An 18,192-nucleotide genomic window follows, 5' to 3' on the forward strand; every position below is an offset into this window, starting at 1 on the left:
ATCGAACGAAAGCGCGCCCACAGCGGGCGCGCTTTTTTTTTCAACGCTCGGTTCCACTTAAACGGAGCAGGCCACGAATCGCTTCCTCCGTCTGCGCATATCGCCCTTCGCCGAAGTGGCTATATACGATCTTCCCGTTCTGATCGATGAGATAGAACGCGGGCCAGTATTGATTGTTGTACGCGTTCCACGTCGCGTATCGATTATCCTGCGCCACCGGATATTCGATTCCATATTTCGCGACCGCCTTCTTCAGATTGCCGATATCCCGTTCGAACGTGTACTCGGGCGTATGTACGCCGACGACCACGAGTCCCTTGTCGCGATAGCGCGCATACCAGTCCTTCACATGCGGCAGCGTATGCGCGCAGTTGATGCAATCGAACGTCCAGAAATCGACGAGCACGACCTTGCCGCGCAACTGCTTGAGATCCAGCGGCGCGCTGTTGATCCAGTTATCGATGCCCGCGAAATCCGGCGCCTGCATGCCGGTCTGCTGCGCCGTAGCCGCACTCGGCGCATTCCCGGTTGAAGTAAAAGCCGCAAGCCCTGCAACGGCGCCTGACGCTGCAACCATTGCAGTGACGACGGCCGCGATCTTGAGTCGATCGAACATGACGGGTTCTCCCTTTGAGTCGACATTGGAGCGTATTGAAACGCGCCGATGTATCGCGCGCGTGTCCCGCATCGGCCCAATGTGAATCGTTCTTTATCGGCACGCGGGCCAGATACATGGCGATACAAAACCGGCCGTTCGTATCGCCATGTATCCGCCGGCGCCGTCGATACACGGCGTTGCACGTGTCGCCGTTCCGGAAATTTCTGCGATACACGCGTGCGCTGAAATGCGCACATCCCCCGGCATCCGATGCCGGTCCGGTCAACGACATTCATGGAAGACCCATCTCATGTCACTCATCGTCATCGCATTTCTCGGCGGCGTGTTCACCGTGCTGAGTCCCTGCATCCTGCCGGTCGTGCCGTTCGTGTTCGCGCGCTCGGACAAGCCTTTCGTCACTGATCGTCTGCCGCTTCTCGCCGGCCTCGCGGGCACGTTCGCGCTCGTGACCGGCATCGGTGTCGCCGGCCTCGCGGGCGCCGCGCAATTGAGCCAGTACGGCCGCTTTTTCGCGCTTGCCACGCTCGCGCTGTTCGGCGCGGCGCTGCTGTTTCCGTCGATCGCCGAGCGCTTCACGCGTCCGTTGTCGGCGCTCGCTGATCGGATCGTCGCGCGTTCGCAGGCGCACGGCACGACGCGGCGTATCGCCTCATCGATGCTGCTGGGCGCGGCGACCGGTCTCCTGTGGGCGCCGTGCGCCGGCCCGATCCTCGGCGTGATTCTGACGGGCGCAGCCTTGCATGGCGCGAGCTGGCACACGGCAGCGGCGCTTGCCGCGTATGCCGCGGGTGCCGCGAGTTCGCTCGCGGTGGCGTCGAGTCTCGGCAAGCGCGCGCTGGATATGCTCAAGCGTTCGCTCGGCGTGGGCGAGCATCTGCGCCGCGCATTGGGCGCGCTCATCGTGCTGAGCGTGGCCGCGATCGCGACAGGTCTCGATACCCAAATCCTCGCCTACGTGCCAAGCGCGCCGACGAACGGCATCGAGAGCCGGCTTGTCGGGGTACTGAAACAGAAGCAGGCTTCGGCCGATGAGCGGCAGGGTGCGAGCATCACGCGTCCGCAGGGCCTGTAATCGCCTCGTCGACCGCTGCGTCTGCGCTCGTCCATAACCAAAAGTACTGGCTTGTTCCAAGAAAATATCGTTGGCGACAGAATTTGCAGTTCGATATCGTTTGGAACACGATGCCTCGCCTGGAAGGTGTGAACGTGTCGATCCATTTCTGACTTCGAGAGCGGCCGTGTCGTGCGGTTGGTCTCGAAAACTTATATCAACGGAGACCGTATGACCGATTTTCTGTCCGCGAGCGAGTATCACAGGATCGCTCACGACCTGAAACTGCCGACCTCTGCGATCATCGACGGCAAGCTTTGCAGTGCGCTGTCAGGCGAGACGTTCACGACCACCAATCCCGCCACGGGCGAGCGCCTCGCAGACCTGCCGGCCTGTTCCAAGGCCGATGTCGATGTGGCTGTCGCAAGCGCACGCACTGCATTCAACGACGGCCGCTGGTCGAAGCTGCATCCCGCTGAGCGCAAGCACGCCATTCTCCGTCTCGCGGACCTCATCGAGAAAAGCGCGCTCGAGTTATCGGTCATGGAAAGCCTCGATGCGGGCAAGACCATCTTCGACTGTCAGACGGTCGATGTTCCCGAAACGGTGAATGTGCTCCGCTGGCATGCCGAGGCAATCGACAAGATCTACGACCAGGTTTCCCCGGCATCCGACAATCACATCTCGATGATCGTGCGTGAACCGGTCGGCGTCGTGGGGCTGGTGCTGCCGTGGAATTTTCCGCTGCTGATGCTGGCATGGAAAATCGGCCCGTCTCTCGCGGCAGGTTGCTCCCTCGTCGTGAAGCCCGCCGTCGAAACCTCTCTTACTACGATGCGAGTCGCCGAACTCGCGCTCGAAGCAGGCATTCCTGCCGGCGTGTTCAATGTCGTGACCGGCAGCGGCCGTTCGGTGGGCGAGTCGATCGGCCGCCATCCCGACATCGACATGGTGTCGTTCACCGGCTCGACTGCTACCGGGCGGCGATTCCTTTCCTACTCATCGGAAAGCAATCTGAAGGAAGTCGTGCTCGAGATGGGCGGGAAAAACCCTTGCATCGTGATGCCCGACGTAACGAACCTCGATGCCGTGGCGGAGCACGTCGTCAATGGTGCGCTCTGGAACATGGGCGAGAACTGCTCGGCGATCACGAGGCTGATCGTGCATCGCGACATCAAGGCTGCGCTGCTCGACAAGATGGTGACGCTCGCCGCGCAATGGCGCGTTGGCGACCCGCTCGATCCCGCTAACCGAGTTGGGCCGCTGGTTTCAAAGCAGCATTACGAGAAGGTTCAGTCCTATCTCGCTGACGATATCAACGTGCTTTTCGGCGGTCAGACGAGTGAAGGGCGCTATGTGCATCCGACCATCGTCGACGTTGCGAGCAACGACGCGAAGCTTGCGCGCGAGGAGATCTTCGGGCCGATCTTATCGGTGATCACGGTGGATAGCCTGAAGGAAGCAATCGATGTCGCGAACGACACCGAGTATGGCCTCTGTGCTTCCGTATTCGCTGGCAATGGCAAGCGGGCATTGCGTGCTGCGCGTGCGATTCGCGCAGGCACCGTGACGGTGAACTCCTTCGGTGAGGGCGACATAACCACGCCGTTCGGCGGCTATAAGCAATCGGGCTTCGGCGGCCGCGATAACTCCCTGCATGCGCACGACCAGTACACGCAGCTCAAGACCATCTGGCTCGATCTGAACGATGACGAAACGGATGAAGCGTAGTGCATGGACGTACTGGCCTGCGCATCGGGCGGCATTCCGGCGATACGTCGCAAACGTTCTAGCCGACAGATGCCCGTCTGACTTCAAATAGCGGCATGGGACAGAAAGTTCCGTCCGATCATCGACAAGCGATGCAGCTCGAAAGGGCTGCATCGCAATCAACTGCCAACGAACCCTTTTGGCTGATTCGCCATACGACCGCTACATGACTCGGCTGGTCTGATCGAATTCAATTAAATCCGCATACCGAAATTAATTCGATGAAGTCGAGGCGTCATCGAATGTCGCATATCAATGCATTTGATAGATCCCATCGCCTTTCCGAAGCGAACGTGCGAGAAGAATGGGACGAGCGTAGAGACCGTTCGCCGCTGCAGCACGGGCGCACGAGCCGAGCATCCGCCATATGCCGGCTGAATGAAAAATTGGAGGAGCTACTATGTCATTGCAGAACAATACTCTCACGAGCTTCGGCGAAATCGCCGAGGCGGAGACATCCCTGGCGTTCAAACGACGCTTCATGATGAGGATGATTTTCGTCCTTACAGGCGGGATGTTTCTCGACGGCTATATCCTTGGGATAGTCGGCCCCGTGAGTGCCAGGCTGACCGCCGAGCTTGGCGTCTCGATGTTCTGGGAAGGCCTGATCGCCGCTGGCGCGTTGTTCGGCATCCTGTTCGGTTCTCCATTGGGCGGCTGGGCCGCCGACAAATACGGCCGCAAACCGCTTTTCATGGCGGACATGGGGCTGTTCCTCATCTCTTCCGCCATGCAGTTCTTCGTCAGCTCGCCGCTGGAGCTGTTCGTCGTGCGCCTCCTGATGGGCGTCGCGATCGGCGCTGAATATTCCGTTGGCTGGCCACTCATGTCGGAATTCGCACCCTCACGCCTGCGAGGACGGCTCATGGGTTTGACCCAGATTGCCTGGTACGCCGGATTCATGATCGCCTTCGCTGTCGGATTCGTGCTGAACGAATCGACCCACCTAGGCTGGCGGTTCATCCTGGGTACGAGCTCATTTATCGCGGCGATCCTGTTCGTTGCCCGGTTCGGGCTGCCGGAGTCGCCGCGCTGGTTGTGGAACCAGAAGCGCGTCGGCGAGGCACGCGCGATTGCCCGGCGGTACATGGAAAGTGCCGCAGACGCAGCAGACGTCGAGCGCGAATGCACCGCCGTCACCGGTGCCAAGTTCGGGATGCTCTTCTCGCCGCAGTACTGGCGGGCGACGCTGTTCATGTCGATGTTCTGGTTCTGCGCCGTCACGCCGTACTTCGCGATTGGCACATTCGCAGACAGCGTGCTTCAGAAATACGGCCTCGGCGGCGGGCTCGCAGGCGGCATCGGCCTCTCCGCAGTTGCCCTGGCTGGCGTCGTGGTGACGGTTCTGTTGATCGAAAAGCTCGGCCGCCGCACCCTGACCGTACCGCCCCAATGGCTGTGCACCATAGTCCTCGCGATCATCGGTTTGTGGACCGGCGCACCGCCGGCGGGAGTGCTCGTGCTCTTCCTCGTCTTTTCCTTTTTCAACGCCGGATACAACACGCTGACCGGCGTCTACCCGGGAGAGGTCTTCCCGACCGAGGTGCGCTGCATCGGAACGGGCTTCGCGGCTGCCGTCAGCCGGGTCGGAGCCGGTCTCGGCACGTTCCTTTTGCCCTGGTCGATGACGCACATCGGCGCCTCGGGGACCATGCTGATCGCGGCCGGCATTGCGGGTCTAGGCGCGGCATTGTCACAGTGGCTCGCACCGGAGACCAAAGGCAAGAGCCTCTCGGAGACGGCCGCTGGTTTTGCTCACTAGCAGTTCGCACATGACTCGATTCATTAACGGAGCGGCAATTGCAACACGAACACTGTATCGATATGAAGGGTCAGGCTTCTTCCGGTCGCGACCGGGGCACTGAACCTCTCGTCAACGCTGGCGAGACCGCCCGCAACTGGCCTTGGGCGGAAGCCGGCAGGCACTACGACTGGATGGACCGGCACTTTCCGTTCGAAGAGCATGTGAGCTCGAACGGAATGTGAATGCTGTACGGATGGCGTCGGCGGCTGCGGCGCCATCATCGCTTTCATAACGAAAAGTCTCTCTACGCCCCAACAAAATATCGTTGGTGACGTAGAGCCCATTTCGATATCGTTGTGTCCAAGATGCTTCTCGAAACAGCAACGCCGCTTCTCGGGAAAAGCTAGCCTTCGACGAACCGATTCTGGAGACAAGGTTCGCCGTTGAAGATGCCGTAAAAATAGTACAAGAGCACGAAATGTTTTCTGAACCGATGTTCGCTTCCCGGACTCGCGAGACGCGCGATCCGTTCGGCTGAAGGGATTCAAAACAGACTCATGGCTTTTAGAACGCCAGTTCGGTGCGGACGTCGATCGTCTGAACGTTGGCTCGAATGACCGATGACGCTGTGCATGAGTCATTCTCATGCCGGCTCGAATCGAAGTTGTGCGGACTGGAATCAACCCTTGGAATCGAGAATGCAGAAGGTCACTTCAACGCCTGCGGATGATTCCGCGTGTGGCTGGTATCACCTTAGCGGTCCCCGCAAACCTCGGCCGTCGCACTCAGGGAAGAAAAACGCTCGATGGACGGTAGTCGGTGCCGGATATACCGGACTGGCCGCTGCCCGGCAGCTCGCGCTGAATTTCCCCGATCAAGAGATCGTCCTTGTGGAAGCGCAAGAAGTAGGCTTTGGCACGGCCGGGCGAAATGCCGGCTTCGCCATCGATCTCCCGCACGACATCGGTGCCGACGACTATATCGGAGACATCGAGACGGCGAAGACAACGCTGCAGCTCAATCTTCTGGGGCAGTCGATTCTTCGAAATATCGTTGAAGAGCACGGTATCGACTGTGCGATGCGCGCTTCAGGGAAGTATCAAGCCGCGGTCGAAAGCCGCGGCCTCGCCGTGCTCGATGCATATCGCCGTGGTCTCGATAAGCTCGGTCAGCAATACGAGATGATCGAGGGAAGCGATTTGCCGGGGCACATCGGCACGCGCTTCTACAAACGCGCGCTCTACACGCCGGGAACGATCCTCGTGCAGCCATCCGCGCTTGTCAAAGGTCTTGCTGACAGTCTGCCGGCCAACGTGACGCTGTACGAGCGCACGCCGATTACCGAAGTGGACTACGGCAAGAAGGTCGTGCTGGGACATGCTCAAGGGCAGATCGTGACCGACAAGCTCATACTCGCCAACAACGCGTTCGGCATGAGGTTCGGTTTCCTCAGACGTTCCATGCTGCCGGTTTTCCTGTACGCGAGCCTCACCAGACCTTTGTCGGCGCAGGAGCAGGAAGCTTTGGGCGGCAAGTCGTTCTGGGGTGTCATTCCGGCAGACCCATTCGGAAGCACGGTTCGGCGTACGCATGACAATCGAATCCTGATTCGTAACAGTTTCAGCTTCAATCCCGATGGACGTCCGAAGCAACAGTACCTGGCGCGAATGGCGAAGAGGCATGCATTGTCCTTCCAGCGGAGGTTTCCGATGCTGCCCGATGTGGGCTTCGATTACACGTGGAGCGGATCTTTGGCGCTTTCGCAGAATCACGAAGGCTTCTTTGGTCAGCTAGGCCCCAACGTCTATGGCGCACTGTGTTGTAACGGTCTGGGTATCACAAGAGGAACTGTGACCGGAACGCTTCTCGCCAACTGGATCGCGGGAAAGAGCAACGCGCTCGTCGAGCACTTGCTGAAGTCGCCGGGGCCCAAGACTGCGCCGCCGGAACCATTTCTCTCACTGGGCGTGAACGCAACGCTATGGTGGGGGCAGCAGATGGCCGGTCTCGAGAGTTAAGCGCGGTTCTCTCAGTCATCAGTAGCGAAGCAGTTTGTACAGCATGCAGATCATCACACGTCCCTTTTCATAGCAGAGGCTGGAACATGAAATTCGAAGGCATTTACACCCCCGCGATCACGCCCTTGTCGAGCGATGGTTCCATCGACAACGAAGCGTTTGCCGAGGTCATCGAGCATCTGATCGCGTCGAAGGTCCATGGCATCATCATTGGCGGATCCACTGGCGAATACTATTCGCATACGGCTCAGGAGCGATTCGATCTCGCATCGCTGGCAAAGAAGATCATCGGATCGCGGGTGCCGCTCATTGTCGGAACGGGCGCGATTCGCACTGAGGATTCGGTCGAGTACGCGAAGGCGGCGAAGTCGATCGGAGCCGACGCGATCCTCGTCAGTTCGCCTCCGTATGCGTTGCCGACCGAGGAAGAGAACGCCATCCATGCGCTTGCGGTCGATCAGGCAGCGGGCCTGCCAGCGATGCTCTACAACTATCCTGGACGCACGAATGCGATGATGGGACGGACCTTCTTCGAAACGGTCGTTTCGAAATCGAAGAACTTCGTCGCCATCAAGGAGAGTTCGGGCAGTACGAGCCAGTTGCACATGCTCGCGCGGCACTTTCCAAGTATCAATCTCTCCTGCGGCTGGGACGATCAGGCGCTCGAGTTCTTTGCGTGGGGCGCTCGCAGCTGGGTGTGCGCGGGGTCCAACTTCCTGCCCGAGGAACATATCGCGCTGTATGAGGCATGCGTGGTCGAGAAGGATTTCGACAAGGGCCGCCGCATCATGTCCGCAATGATGCCATTGATGGATTTCCTCGAAGACGCGGGCAAGTTCGTTCAATCGATCAAGCAGGGATGTGAGTTCGCCGGGCTGCGTACCGGCGGATTGCGCACACCCTTGCAGCCTCTCGACGACGAGCAGAAGCAGGCGTTGAAGCAGATCGTGACTGCGCTCAAGGAAGAGGTTAAATCGGTCACCGCCGGCAAGTAATAAGAAAAGACTCTGCGCCCGAAATCCGCAAAAGAAATCCAGACGGAATAGAACAGGCGCAGAGTCACTCACGACCGTCATCCGGCTCGCCGCTTCTGAAGATGCCAGCCAATCAATGCGAGCACCGCCGACGATCCGAGCGTCAAAACCACTTCCTGCCGATGATCCGGAGCGTTCACCATCACCACGAACGCGCCCGCAATCAATAGAATCGCGATCATCGAAAGATACGGATGGCCCCACATGCGGACCTTGAGAGAACCTTCGCGAACCAGCCGGGCGCGAAGGCGAAGCTGACTGAGCGCGATGATGAAGTAGACCAGCAATGCAATCGCCCCCGTCGTGGCCAGAAGCGTATCGAAAACATACTTGGGTGCAATGTAGTTCGCGGCGCATCCAGCGAAAGCGACCACGGTGGAGGCTAGCACGGCATTCGCAGGCACGCCGGCCCGGGTGGTCGAAGTCACTAGCGAGGGCGCTTGTCCGCGCGTGCCGAGCGAAAACAACATGCGCGATGCCGTATAGAGCGCGCTATTCAGACAGCTTGCGACGGCCACGAGAATCAGCGTGTCGATGATCAATTTCGCATGCGGCACGTGAAAGACCTCGAGCACGGCCTGATAGGAACCGATGCTTATCAGCGCGGGATCGTTCCACGGTACGACCGAAATGATGATGGCGATGGAGCCGATGTAAAAGAGCGAGATTCTCCAGACCACCGAGGTGATGGCATGAGCGATCTCCTTCGCCGGATTCTCGGATTCGGCGGCGGCTATCGTGACAACTTCGGTTCCGAGAAAGGTGAACATCGTCGTGAGCAGGGCGCCGACAACCGGTGCGAATCCGCGCGGAAGAAACCCTTCGTGTTCGGTAATGGTCGCGAGTGGAGTGAGATGGACATTCGGCAAGCCGCCCGCCAGCGCAATGAGGCCGAGAACCACGAAGGCAGTGATTGCCACGACCTTGATAAGCGCAAACCAGAATTCGAGTTCGCCGTAATTCTTCACGCTGAAGAGGTTGGTGGCGGTAAGAAGCACGGTCACGAGCACGCAATACTGCCAGACTGCAAGCTGAGGGAACCAGCTATTCAGAATGTTGGCGGCCGCGGTAGCTTCTAGCGGAACCAGCAGCACCCAGAACCACCAATACATCCATCCGATCGTGAAGCCTGCCCAAGGTCCGATGGCTTTCGAGGCATACGTCGAAAAAGAACCCGAGTCCGGCATGGCGCACGCCATCTCACCCAGCATGCGCATCACGAGGACCACGAGAATGCTGGCGAAGACATACGCAAGAATGGCTGCCGGTCCTGCCTCCGCAATGGCATGTCCTGAGCCGACGAACAGTCCAGCACCGATGCTGCCGCCGATGGACAACATGACGACATGTCGTTGCCGCAGTCCGTGTCCGAGGTTGCTTCCGCTCTGAGTGCTATCGATTGAACTGCCGGAATCACGCGTTTTTGTTGCTGCCCTCGCTGCATGGGTGCGCACACCGCTGCCGGGTGTAGGTGTCATAGCCTGTCTCCGTTGTTGCTTCGATTTGCTTTGCCGTCTTTCGCGGTTCCTTATGGATCGATGCGCACACGACGACTCATGTCGTTCTTCTACATGGCGGTCTCAGCTGGAACGCACGGCGTGACGGCATTCGACGCGGGAATCAGCGTATCGACGACAGAACACTGTCACAAGCGAATTTATCGACTCGTGCATTCCGGCGCGGAATAAATCGTGTATGGCGCGAACGTCTCACACACTGGCGAGCTTGTTCACGAAGATTGGCGAAAACGTCCTAGTCCCGGCGATCTGTGTAGCGTCATTATTCGGAGCTTCTTGCGGCACGGCGACGCTCATTTGCCTTCACACGACAATGTGCATGGGGCATTGCTTCTCAAGATATTCCGCGGTGATTCAAACAATTGGTCGGTGGCGACGCATGCCTGATTCGGCGCCGCCGCTCTATAAGGGCAGGGTTGGATGAGCAGCTTCAACGCGCGTCGCCTGGCGACGCTTCCTCCTCTGGAGACGCTGATGTGTTTCGAGGCGGTGGCTCGGCTCGGCAGCTTCACGAGGGCTGCAAACGAGCTGTCGATCACACAGAGCGCTGCGAGCAAGCAGATCCGTACACTAGAAACCTTGCTTGGGTGCTCGCTTTTTGAACGACATACTCGCGCACTCAGTCTCAGTGATTCAGGTCAACGACTGTTCGATGACCTTCGCCCGCTTCTTTCCAGGATCCAGCACACCATCTCCCGCGTCCGGCACGACGACCGGAAAAGTTCGATCTCCGTGGTCTGCACTCATGCGGTTGCACATTACTGGCTGCTTCCACGACTAGCGACTTTCGCTCGTGAATATCCGCAGATCTCCATCGATGTCAGTTCTACCAACGCCATCAACGAAAAGCGTTGCACTGATTATGCGTTTGGCATCCTGTATGGAGACGGTGAATGGAAATCACTCGAAACGGTTCGGCTATTTCCCGAGATCGTCTATCCCATCTACAGCCCGACCCATTATGCGGAGTCGATTCCTGAAAGTGTGAGCGCGCTCGCCCAGTCTCCGCTGATCCATCTCGACTCCAGCGATTGGGATTGTCTGGACTGGAGAGACTGGTTCGCACTGTTCTCTTACGATTTCACGCCAGCACCATTTCTCACGTTCAATCAGACTGGACTGGTGTACGAGGCGGCTCGGCTTGGGCTCGGCATCGGGCTTGGCTGGGACTTCATTGTGAAGTCGCCCGCTCGAATGGGTGAGCTATGTGCGATTCCGGACATGGCACTAGTCACCGGGCGCCATGATCATCTCGTTCATCCACGGGGTAAGCCGCTTACGAAGGACGAAGCGACGTTTCGCGACTGGCTGATCGGTAGTGTCTGAACGACATCAAATAAGGCCGCCTGACGCCGCGCTTTCCCGCGGCGTTTGCACGTTTACCACCAGAAAAAGTCATCCCAACGACCACGCGTAGGTGCATTCCCTAGCGTCTCTTTTGAAAGCTGGCGCGGCAGACACTCCCCGCGCGCGGGCCCGTCGCCCGCAAAGCCCCGCCAGCGTTGGCTCTCCGGCCGAAACACAGCGTTCCGTTTTTTTTAAACGCCTTCTGCAACGCGCGCTTGCATTACCAGAAGTATCGAAAAGTGCTCAGAAAATGTCGGTGGGTGTTCGGAATTGGCCATGTACGCTTCATTCAACGCAAATGAACGCCGGAATGTTCCGGCAGCGCCAAATCCCTTCTCACTTGCTAGGTGGAATGACCCGATGATTCCCAACCTAACTCTCGCACCGAACGACGTCACGAATCAGGTTCCCTCGCAGCCGGGAACCACTTCGTCGGCCAAGTCGGTAGCGGCGTCCCAGACCGAAATCCTAACGGTCAAAAACCTTTCGAAGATCTTCGGCCCGAAGCCGGAGCGCGCTCAGGAGCTTCTGAATCAAGGCCTCGGCCGAAACGAAATCTTCGCGCAGACCGGCAACATGGTCGCTGTCGACGATGTGAGCCTCGCCGTCAACGCGGGCGAAATCTTCGTCATCATGGGCCTCTCCGGCTCGGGCAAATCGACCCTCGTGCGTCTGCTCAATCGCCTGATCGAGCCGACCTCCGGACAGGTGATTCTCGAAGGCCGCGACATCGCGCCGATGAGCGCGCCCGACCTGCGCGCGGTGCGCCGCGAAAAAATGGCGATGGTGTTCCAGTCTTTCGCGCTGCTGCCGAACCGAACCGTCATCGACAACATTGCTTACGGCCTCGAAGTGGCTGGCAAGAAGAAAGCGGATCGTTATGAAGTGGCCCGCGCCGCGTTGACGCGCGTCGGTCTTGCTTCGTACGAGAAGCTGCTGCCGAGCGAACTGTCCGGCGGCATGCAACAGCGCGTCGGCCTGGCTCGCGCGCTGGCGGTCAATCCCTCGGTACTGTTGATGGACGAAGCGTTCTCCGCGCTCGATCCGCTCATCCGCTTCGAAATGCAGAACGAGTTGTTGCGTTTGCAGAAGGAAGAGCAGCGCACGATCGTCTTCATCTCGCACGATATCGAAGAAGCGGTGAAGATCGGCGGGCGCATCGGCATCATGAAGGATGGCCGTCTGATTCAGGTCGGCACGCCGGCGGAACTCATCCAGTCGCCCGCCGATGACTACGTGCGCGACTTCTTCCGCAATGTCGACGTGTCGCGCTTCCTCGAAGCATCGAGCCTGATGACGAAGGTCGAGCGCGGGCTCATCGCGTGCAATACGAGTGCGCCGTCCGAGCGCTATCTGAACAGCCTCATCGACAGCGGCGCGGAGTGCGGCTATGTCTGCGATGAAGCGGGCCGCTATCACGGTTGCGTGACGCCTGCGTCGCTGCACAAGACCGGCAGCCGGCCGATCAAGGACGCATTGCTTCACGACGTCGCAGCAGTTCCGCTCACCGCGGATCTGCATCAACTCGCGGCCATCGCGCTCAGCCAGGAGCACGACGTGCCGGTCACCGATGAACAAGGCAGACTCGCGGGCGTGGTCTCATGCCGCACGATTCTCAAGCAAGTCATGGAGCGGAGGGCAGCATGAATTCCTCGATCTTTGGAAAGTTCGCCGAAGACGTAGTCAACTTTCTTTTCTCTCACTTTCGCGGCGGTTTCGACGCATTTTCGGCGGGACTCGGCGCGGTCATCAAGCTGCTCGAGGATGGTCTGAGCGCGGTGCCGTTCATCGCGATGCTCGTGATTCTCATGGCCCTCGCGCTGTGGAGAAAGGGTGTCGTGTTCGCGGTGTTCGTCGGCGCGGCGCTCTACGTGATCAATTACATGGGGCTCTGGGCGCAAACCGTCTCGACGCTCGCGCTCGTCGTCGCGGCGACATTCTTCAGTCTCGTGATCGGCGTGCCGCTCGGGATCTGGGGCGCGCGTAACAAGCGCGTCGAAGTGATCCTGCGCTCGCTGCTCGACTTCATGCAGACGATGCCCGCGTTCGTGTACCTGATTCCCGCCGTCATTCTGTTCGGTCTCGGCCGGGTGCCCGCGGTGATCGCCACGATCGTGTTCGCGATGCCTCCCGTCGTGCGACTGACGACGCTCGGCATCCGGCAAGTGCGCGAGGAACTGCTCGAAGCAGGACGCTCGTTCGGCAGCACGGATGCGCAACTGCTGTGGAAGATCCAACTGCCCAACGCATTGCCTTCGATCATGGCGGGCGTGAACCAGACGATCATGATGGCGCTGTCGATGGTGGTGGTCGCATCGATGATCGGCGCGGGCGGGCTCGGCGAGTACGTGCTGAGCGGCATTCAGCGGCTCGATATCGGTATCGGCTTCGAAGGCGGTCTCGGCGTGGTGCTGCTCGCGATTATTCTCGACCGTCTGACGGAAAGCTTCGGCGTGAAGTCGAAGAAGAAGAAAAAGAAGGTCATCTCCACGCCGGCGAAATCCGCCCCGGCTGGAAACACTGCGCAAACCTGAAAGACATAGCGTCGCCCCTAACCTCATACTGAACCGTCAGATACGGAGTCCGAAATGAACAACAGCTTCATAAAGTCCTTGATCGTCAAAATTGTGACGCCGGCCATCGTGGCGTTCGGGGTCGGCGCGAGTCCGGCGATGTCCGCCGAGCCGATCAAGGTCGCCGTGACCAACTGGGCCGACGTGCTCGCGGTCGCCAACGTCGCGAAGTACGTGCTCGAAACCAAGCTCCAGCAGCCGGTGCAGTTCGTTCAGGCGGATATCGGCATTCAGTATCAAGGCGTGGCGCGCGGCGATCTCGACATCATGGTCGGCGGCTGGCTGCCTGTGACGCACGGCCAGTACGTGGCGCGCTACAAGGACAGTCTCGACGACGTCGGCATCATCTATACCGGCGGCAAGAACGGTTGGGCCGTGCCGACCTACGTTCCCGAGTCGCAGCTTTCGTCGATCGAAGATCTGAAGAAGCCCGAGGTGCAGAAGCAGCTCAACGGCGTGATCCAGGGCATCGAGCCGGGCGGCGGTCTCATGCAGGCGTCGGAGAAGACCATCAAGGCGTATGACCTGTCGGGCTACAAGCTGCAGTCATCGAGCGAGGCCGGCATGCTCGCGTCGATTCAGCGTGCGCAGGGTTCGAAGCAATGGATCGTCGCCACGGTGTGGAGCCCGCACTGGCTGTTCCAGAAGTGGCAGATGCGCTATCTGAAGGACCCGAAGGGCACGCTTGGCGGCGAAGAGCAGGTCCACGCGTTCGCATCGAAGCAGTTCGCGAAGAAATTCCCGCGTGCTGATGTCTTCTTCAAGCACTTGAAGCTGACGCTCGCTGATGTCGAAGCGATCGAGTTCGAAGGCAATGCAACCAACGACTACGCCACGGCCGCGAAGAAATTCGTGGACGCGCATCCGGACAAGGTGAAGGCCTGGCTGGAGCAGTGACGCAAGTTATCGCAACACCTTCGGAGTATTTCCCGTGAACGAGTATTCGCGCTTCTTTGGCGAAAGCCTGCAGAGCCACGATCCCGTGATCGCATCGGAGATCGCTTTGGAGTTGCGCCGCCAGCAAACGCAGATCGAATTGATTGCGTCCGAAAATATCGTGTCGTCGGCGGTGATGGAGGCGCAGGGCACGGTACTGACGAACAAGTACGCCGAAGGTTATCCGTCGCGGCGTTACTACGGCGGATGCGAACATGTCGACCGCATCGAGGCCCTGGCGATGGACCGCGTGAAAGCGCTGTTCGATGCCGAATTCGCCAACGTGCAGCCGCATTCGGGTGCGCAGGCGAACGGCGCGGTGATGCTCGGGCTCGTCAAGCCGGGCGATACCGTGATGGGCATGTCGCTCGATGCGGGCGGGCATCTCACGCACGGCGCGCGTCCGGCGCTGTCGGGAAAATGGTTCAACGCGGTTCAGTATGGCGTGAGCGCGGACACGCTGCGCATCGATTACGACGAGGTGCGGCGGCTGGCCGAAGCGCATCGGCCGAAGCTCATCATCGCCGGATATTCGGCGTATCCGCGCGCGCTCGATTTCGCGGCGTTCCGCGAAATCGCGGACAGCGTCGGCGCATTGCTGATGGTGGACATGGCGCATATCGCGGGCATCGTCGCGGCGGGGCGGCATCAGAATCCGGTGCCGTTCGCCGATGTCGTCACGTCCACGACGCACAAGACACTGCGCGGCCCGCGCGGCGGCTTCATCCTCACGAACAACGGCGACATCGCGAAGAAGATCAACTCGGCGGTGTTTCCCGGCCTGCAGGGCGGTCCGCTCATGCATGTGATCGCGGGCAAGGCCGTCGCGTTCGGCGAAGCGCTGCGGCCGGAATTCATCGCTTATATCGACCGCGTCCTGCGCAACGCGCAAGTGCTCGGCAAGGTGCTGCAAGCGGGCGGACTGAGCCTCGTGACGGGCGGCACGGACAACCATCTGTTGCTCGTCGATCTGCGCGGCAAGCGCCTCACCGGCACGCAGGCGGAGAAGGCGCTGGAACGCGCGGGCATCACGTGCAACAAGAACGGCATTCCGTTCGATACCGAGAACCCGACGGTGACATCCGGCATCCGTCTCGGCACGCCCGCCGCGACGACGCGCGGCTTCGGCGTCGCGCAGTTCGAGCAGGTCGGTGAAATGATCCTCGAAGTGCTGGCCGCGCTCGAACGCGATCCGAACGGCGACGAACATGTCGAACGTTCGGTCCGCGCGCGCGTGCGCGATCTGTGCATTCAGTTCCCGATCTATTCGCATGCGGAAGCGCTTGTCTGACGCGTCGCGCATGAGCCCACACATGATCCATTCACCAGAGAGACAACCATGAGCTTCGAAGGCGTACATACTCCGCTCGTCACCCCGTTCAAGGCGGATGGCGAAATCGATTACGACATGCTCGGCAAGCATGCCGCGAGTCTCGTGGGCCGCGTGGCGGGCATGGGCGTGGGCGGCACGACGGGCGAATACTATGCGCTCAGCTTCGAAGAGCGCGTGAAGACGTTCGATACGGTCGCATCGGCTGTCGGCGGCAAGACGTATCTCACGGCGGGCATCAACGCGACCACGACGAAGGAAGTGCTGCGTCTTGGACAAGAAGCGAAACGCGCTGGCTATAACGCGTTGCTGGTCGCGGCGCCTTACTACGCGCAGCCGACGCAGGACGAACTACTCGACCATCTGCTGAAGGTCGACGACGCGCTCGACATGCCGATCATGCTGTACAACTTCCCGGCGCGCACGGGCACCGCTATCGGCGACGAAGTCCTCGACAAACTGCTCGACCGCCCGAACTTCGCGGCGATGAAGGAAAGCACGGGCGATATCGCGCATCTTCATCATCTCGCGACGCATCTGCCGGACCGTTTCGTTCTGAGTTGCGGCATGGACGATCAGGCGCTCGAGTTCTTCGCGTGGGGCGTGCGAAGCTGGGTCGCGGGCGCATCGAACTTCCTGCCGGAAGCGCACACGGATCTGCTCGAAGCCTGCGTGAAGCGCGGCGATTTCCGCACCGGCCGCAAGCTGATGACGCAACTCCTGCCGGTGCTCGAACTGCTGGAACGCAGCGGCAAGTTCATCCAGTATGTGCGTTATGGCTGCGAGCTCGCGGGCACGCGCGTCGGCAACGCGCGCGCGCCGCTCGGCACGCTCAACGACGAAGAGCGCAGCGCCTTCGCCAGGATCGTTCAACCCCTGCTGCGCAACGCTCAGTAAGACACACGCGCATGGCCTCGAAACTCGACTTCGTGCGGTTTCCCGCACCGGATGGCGTCAATGGCTGGTGGGAAAGCCTGCCGCCCCCCGCGCCCGCGAAAAGCGTGACGGGCGAGCAGCGCTTCGACTTCGTCGTGATCGGCGGCGGCATCACCGGTCTGTGCGCGGCGCGGCGGCTCGCGGAGCTTGCGCCGGATGCATCGGTCGCGCTCGTCGAGGCGGATCGCGTCGGGCGCTCGACGGCGGGGCGCAATTCCGGATTCTTCGTCGATCTGCCGCACGACATCAGCAGCGAGAGCTACTCGCGCAGCGTCGAGGCCGACAAAGCCGATGTCCGCATGCAACGGCACGGCATCGACTATGTGCGCGGCACAGTCAAACAGCATGGCATCGATTGCGACTGGCGCGACGACGGCAAGTATCACGCGTCGGTGAACAAGAAGGGGCACACGGCGCTGACGCACTTCGCGGACGGACTCGCGCGCATCGACGAGCCCTGCGAATGGCTCGACGAAGCCGCGATCGCGAAAGTGACGGGCACGCGCTTTTATCAGAGCGCGCTCTTCACGCCGGGATGCAGCACCGTGCAGCCCGCGGCGCTCATGCGCGGTCTCGCGGCCACGCAGCCGTCGAACGTGACGGTGTTCGAGCTGAGCGCCGTGAAGGCCATGGAGACGCGCGGCCAGACGAAGCTCTTGAGCTTCGCGAACGGGAAGATCGAGGCGAAGGGCGTCGTGCTGTGCACCAATGCGTATGCGGCGACCTTCGGCGGCCATCCGAACGGCTTGCTGCCGGTGTACACGTTCGCGTCGATGTCGCGCGTGATGAACGACGACGAGATCGCGCGGCTCGGCGGAGCGAACTCGTGGGCGCTGATTCCCGCCGACCCTATGGGCACGACCGTGCGCCGTCTCGCGACGAACCGTATTTGCGTGCGCAACCATTTCGCGTTCCGGCCGAATGTTTCCGTGTCGGAACACGATCTCGCGAAGGCTAAGCATCTGCATCAGCGCTCTTTCGACCGGCGCTTTCCGATGCTCAAGGACGTCGAGCTGCAATACACATGGGGCGGCGCGCTGTGCCTGTCGACGAACAATGGCGCGCTCTTCGGCCAGCGCGAGGACGGCGTGTACGAAGCGGTCGGCTGCAACGGGCTCGGCCTGAGCCGCGGCTCGGCGGCGGGCAAGCTCATCGCGGAACACGCGCTCGGGCAATCGAACGATCTGATCAATCAACTGCTGAAACAGCCGCATCCGCGCTCGCTGCCGATCCGGCCGATCGCGGACGTCGCGGTATCGGCGGCGATCTGGGTGAAGGAATTCTCGGCGGGCGCCGAACTTTGAATCTGTGAGGACA

The 18,192-nt window shown here is 60.4% G+C and carries 14 protein-coding genes; 12 read left to right on the top strand and 2 right to left on the bottom strand.

What is annotated here, in order from left to right:
• Nucleotides 1–40: 40 nt before the first annotated feature.
• Nucleotides 41–616, bottom strand: coding sequence for a thioredoxin family protein (locus tag AC1Z32_RS03150; protein ID WP_483477244.1), 576 nt, complete (start codon nucleotides 614–616; stop codon nucleotides 41–43).
• A gap of 292 nt (nucleotides 617–908) precedes the next feature.
• On the opposite strand from AC1Z32_RS03150, the gene AC1Z32_RS03155 reads away from it, so the two are divergent.
• From AC1Z32_RS03155 to AC1Z32_RS03175, 5 genes are all read left to right on the top strand, one after another.
• Entirely contained in the window at nucleotides 909–1,691 is a 783-nt protein-coding gene (locus tag AC1Z32_RS03155) for a cytochrome c biogenesis CcdA family protein (protein WP_483477245.1), read from the top strand.
• A gap of 210 nt (nucleotides 1,692–1,901) precedes the next feature.
• Complete coding sequence (locus tag AC1Z32_RS03160) at nucleotides 1,902–3,401, top strand: aldehyde dehydrogenase (protein ID WP_483477246.1); 1,500 nt, start codon at nucleotides 1,902–1,904, stop codon at nucleotides 3,399–3,401.
• A gap of 439 nt (nucleotides 3,402–3,840) precedes the next feature.
• Complete coding sequence (locus AC1Z32_RS03165) at nucleotides 3,841–5,202, top strand: MFS transporter (protein WP_483477247.1); 1,362 nt, start codon at nucleotides 3,841–3,843, stop codon at nucleotides 5,200–5,202.
• Between the two features lie 680 nt (nucleotides 5,203–5,882).
• Nucleotides 5,883–7,202, top strand: a complete 1,320-nt coding sequence (locus AC1Z32_RS03170; RefSeq protein ID WP_483477248.1) for an NAD(P)/FAD-dependent oxidoreductase — start codon at nucleotides 5,883–5,885, stop codon at nucleotides 7,200–7,202.
• 86 nt (nucleotides 7,203–7,288) lie between these two features.
• Complete coding sequence (locus AC1Z32_RS03175) at nucleotides 7,289–8,197, top strand: dihydrodipicolinate synthase family protein (RefSeq protein ID WP_483477249.1); 909 nt, start codon at nucleotides 7,289–7,291, stop codon at nucleotides 8,195–8,197.
• A gap of 77 nt (nucleotides 8,198–8,274) precedes the next feature.
• Here AC1Z32_RS03175 and AC1Z32_RS03180 read toward each other — a convergent pair whose 3' ends face one another.
• The gene (locus tag AC1Z32_RS03180; protein ID WP_483478194.1) at nucleotides 8,275–9,636 is read right to left on the bottom strand and encodes an amino acid permease; all 1,362 of its coding nucleotides are present in this window, start codon (nucleotides 9,634–9,636) and stop codon (nucleotides 8,275–8,277) included.
• A 537-nt stretch (nucleotides 9,637–10,173) separates the two neighbouring features.
• On the opposite strand from AC1Z32_RS03180, the gene AC1Z32_RS03185 reads away from it, so the two are divergent.
• From AC1Z32_RS03185 to AC1Z32_RS03215, 7 genes are all read left to right on the top strand, one after another.
• On the top strand, nucleotides 10,174–11,079 hold the full coding sequence (locus tag AC1Z32_RS03185) for a LysR substrate-binding domain-containing protein (protein ID WP_483477250.1): 906 nt from the start codon (nucleotides 10,174–10,176) through the stop codon (nucleotides 11,077–11,079).
• A gap of 381 nt (nucleotides 11,080–11,460) precedes the next feature.
• The gene (locus AC1Z32_RS03190; protein ID WP_483477251.1) at nucleotides 11,461–12,747 is read left to right on the top strand and encodes a quaternary amine ABC transporter ATP-binding protein; all 1,287 of its coding nucleotides are present in this window, start codon (nucleotides 11,461–11,463) and stop codon (nucleotides 12,745–12,747) included.
• Nucleotides 12,744–13,634 (top strand): ABC transporter permease, encoded by an 891-nt coding sequence (locus AC1Z32_RS03195; RefSeq protein ID WP_062608601.1) that lies wholly within the window; start codon nucleotides 12,744–12,746, stop codon nucleotides 13,632–13,634. Before AC1Z32_RS03190 ends, AC1Z32_RS03195 begins: the two co-directional genes overlap by 4 nt.
• A 54-nt stretch (nucleotides 13,635–13,688) precedes the next feature.
• Nucleotides 13,689–14,570 (top strand): glycine betaine ABC transporter substrate-binding protein, encoded by an 882-nt coding sequence (locus tag AC1Z32_RS03200; protein WP_483477252.1) that lies wholly within the window; start codon nucleotides 13,689–13,691, stop codon nucleotides 14,568–14,570.
• Nucleotides 14,571–14,604: 34 nt separating this feature from the next.
• Entirely contained in the window at nucleotides 14,605–15,900 is a 1,296-nt protein-coding gene (gene glyA / locus AC1Z32_RS03205) for a serine hydroxymethyltransferase (RefSeq protein WP_483477253.1), read from the top strand.
• A 48-nt stretch (nucleotides 15,901–15,948) separates the two neighbouring features.
• A complete protein-coding gene (locus AC1Z32_RS03210) occupies nucleotides 15,949–16,836 on the top strand; it encodes a dihydrodipicolinate synthase family protein (protein WP_483477254.1) in 888 nt (295 codons plus the stop codon).
• A gap of 11 nt (nucleotides 16,837–16,847) precedes the next feature.
• Nucleotides 16,848–18,179, top strand: a complete 1,332-nt coding sequence (locus AC1Z32_RS03215) for an NAD(P)/FAD-dependent oxidoreductase (protein WP_483477255.1) — start codon at nucleotides 16,848–16,850, stop codon at nucleotides 18,177–18,179.
• The last annotated feature ends 13 nt before the right edge of the window (nucleotides 18,180–18,192 follow it).

The sequence above is a fragment of the Caballeronia sp. 11_S32 genome (assembly GCF_056930355.1).

Coding starts and splice junctions, on each gene's coding strand:
- AC1Z32_RS03175 (WP_483477249.1), top strand. CDS start 7,289: ATGAAATTCGAAGGCATTTACACCCCCGCGATCACGCCCTTGTCGAGC.
- AC1Z32_RS03215 (WP_483477255.1), top strand. CDS start 16,848: ATGGCCTCGAAACTCGACTTCGTGCGGTTTCCCGCACCGGATGGCGTC.
- AC1Z32_RS03170 (WP_483477248.1), top strand. CDS start 5,883: ATGCAGAAGGTCACTTCAACGCCTGCGGATGATTCCGCGTGTGGCTGG.
- AC1Z32_RS03190 (WP_483477251.1), top strand. CDS start 11,461: ATGATTCCCAACCTAACTCTCGCACCGAACGACGTCACGAATCAGGTT.
- AC1Z32_RS03210 (WP_483477254.1), top strand. CDS start 15,949: ATGAGCTTCGAAGGCGTACATACTCCGCTCGTCACCCCGTTCAAGGCG.
- AC1Z32_RS03185 (WP_483477250.1), top strand. CDS start 10,174: ATGAGCAGCTTCAACGCGCGTCGCCTGGCGACGCTTCCTCCTCTGGAG.
- AC1Z32_RS03160 (WP_483477246.1), top strand. CDS start 1,902: ATGACCGATTTTCTGTCCGCGAGCGAGTATCACAGGATCGCTCACGAC.
- AC1Z32_RS03165 (WP_483477247.1), top strand. CDS start 3,841: ATGTCATTGCAGAACAATACTCTCACGAGCTTCGGCGAAATCGCCGAG.
- AC1Z32_RS03150 (WP_483477244.1), bottom strand. CDS start 616: ATGTTCGATCGACTCAAGATCGCGGCCGTCGTCACTGCAATGGTTGCA.
- AC1Z32_RS03200 (WP_483477252.1), top strand. CDS start 13,689: ATGAACAACAGCTTCATAAAGTCCTTGATCGTCAAAATTGTGACGCCG.
- AC1Z32_RS03195 (WP_062608601.1), top strand. CDS start 12,744: ATGAATTCCTCGATCTTTGGAAAGTTCGCCGAAGACGTAGTCAACTTT.
- AC1Z32_RS03155 (WP_483477245.1), top strand. CDS start 909: ATGTCACTCATCGTCATCGCATTTCTCGGCGGCGTGTTCACCGTGCTG.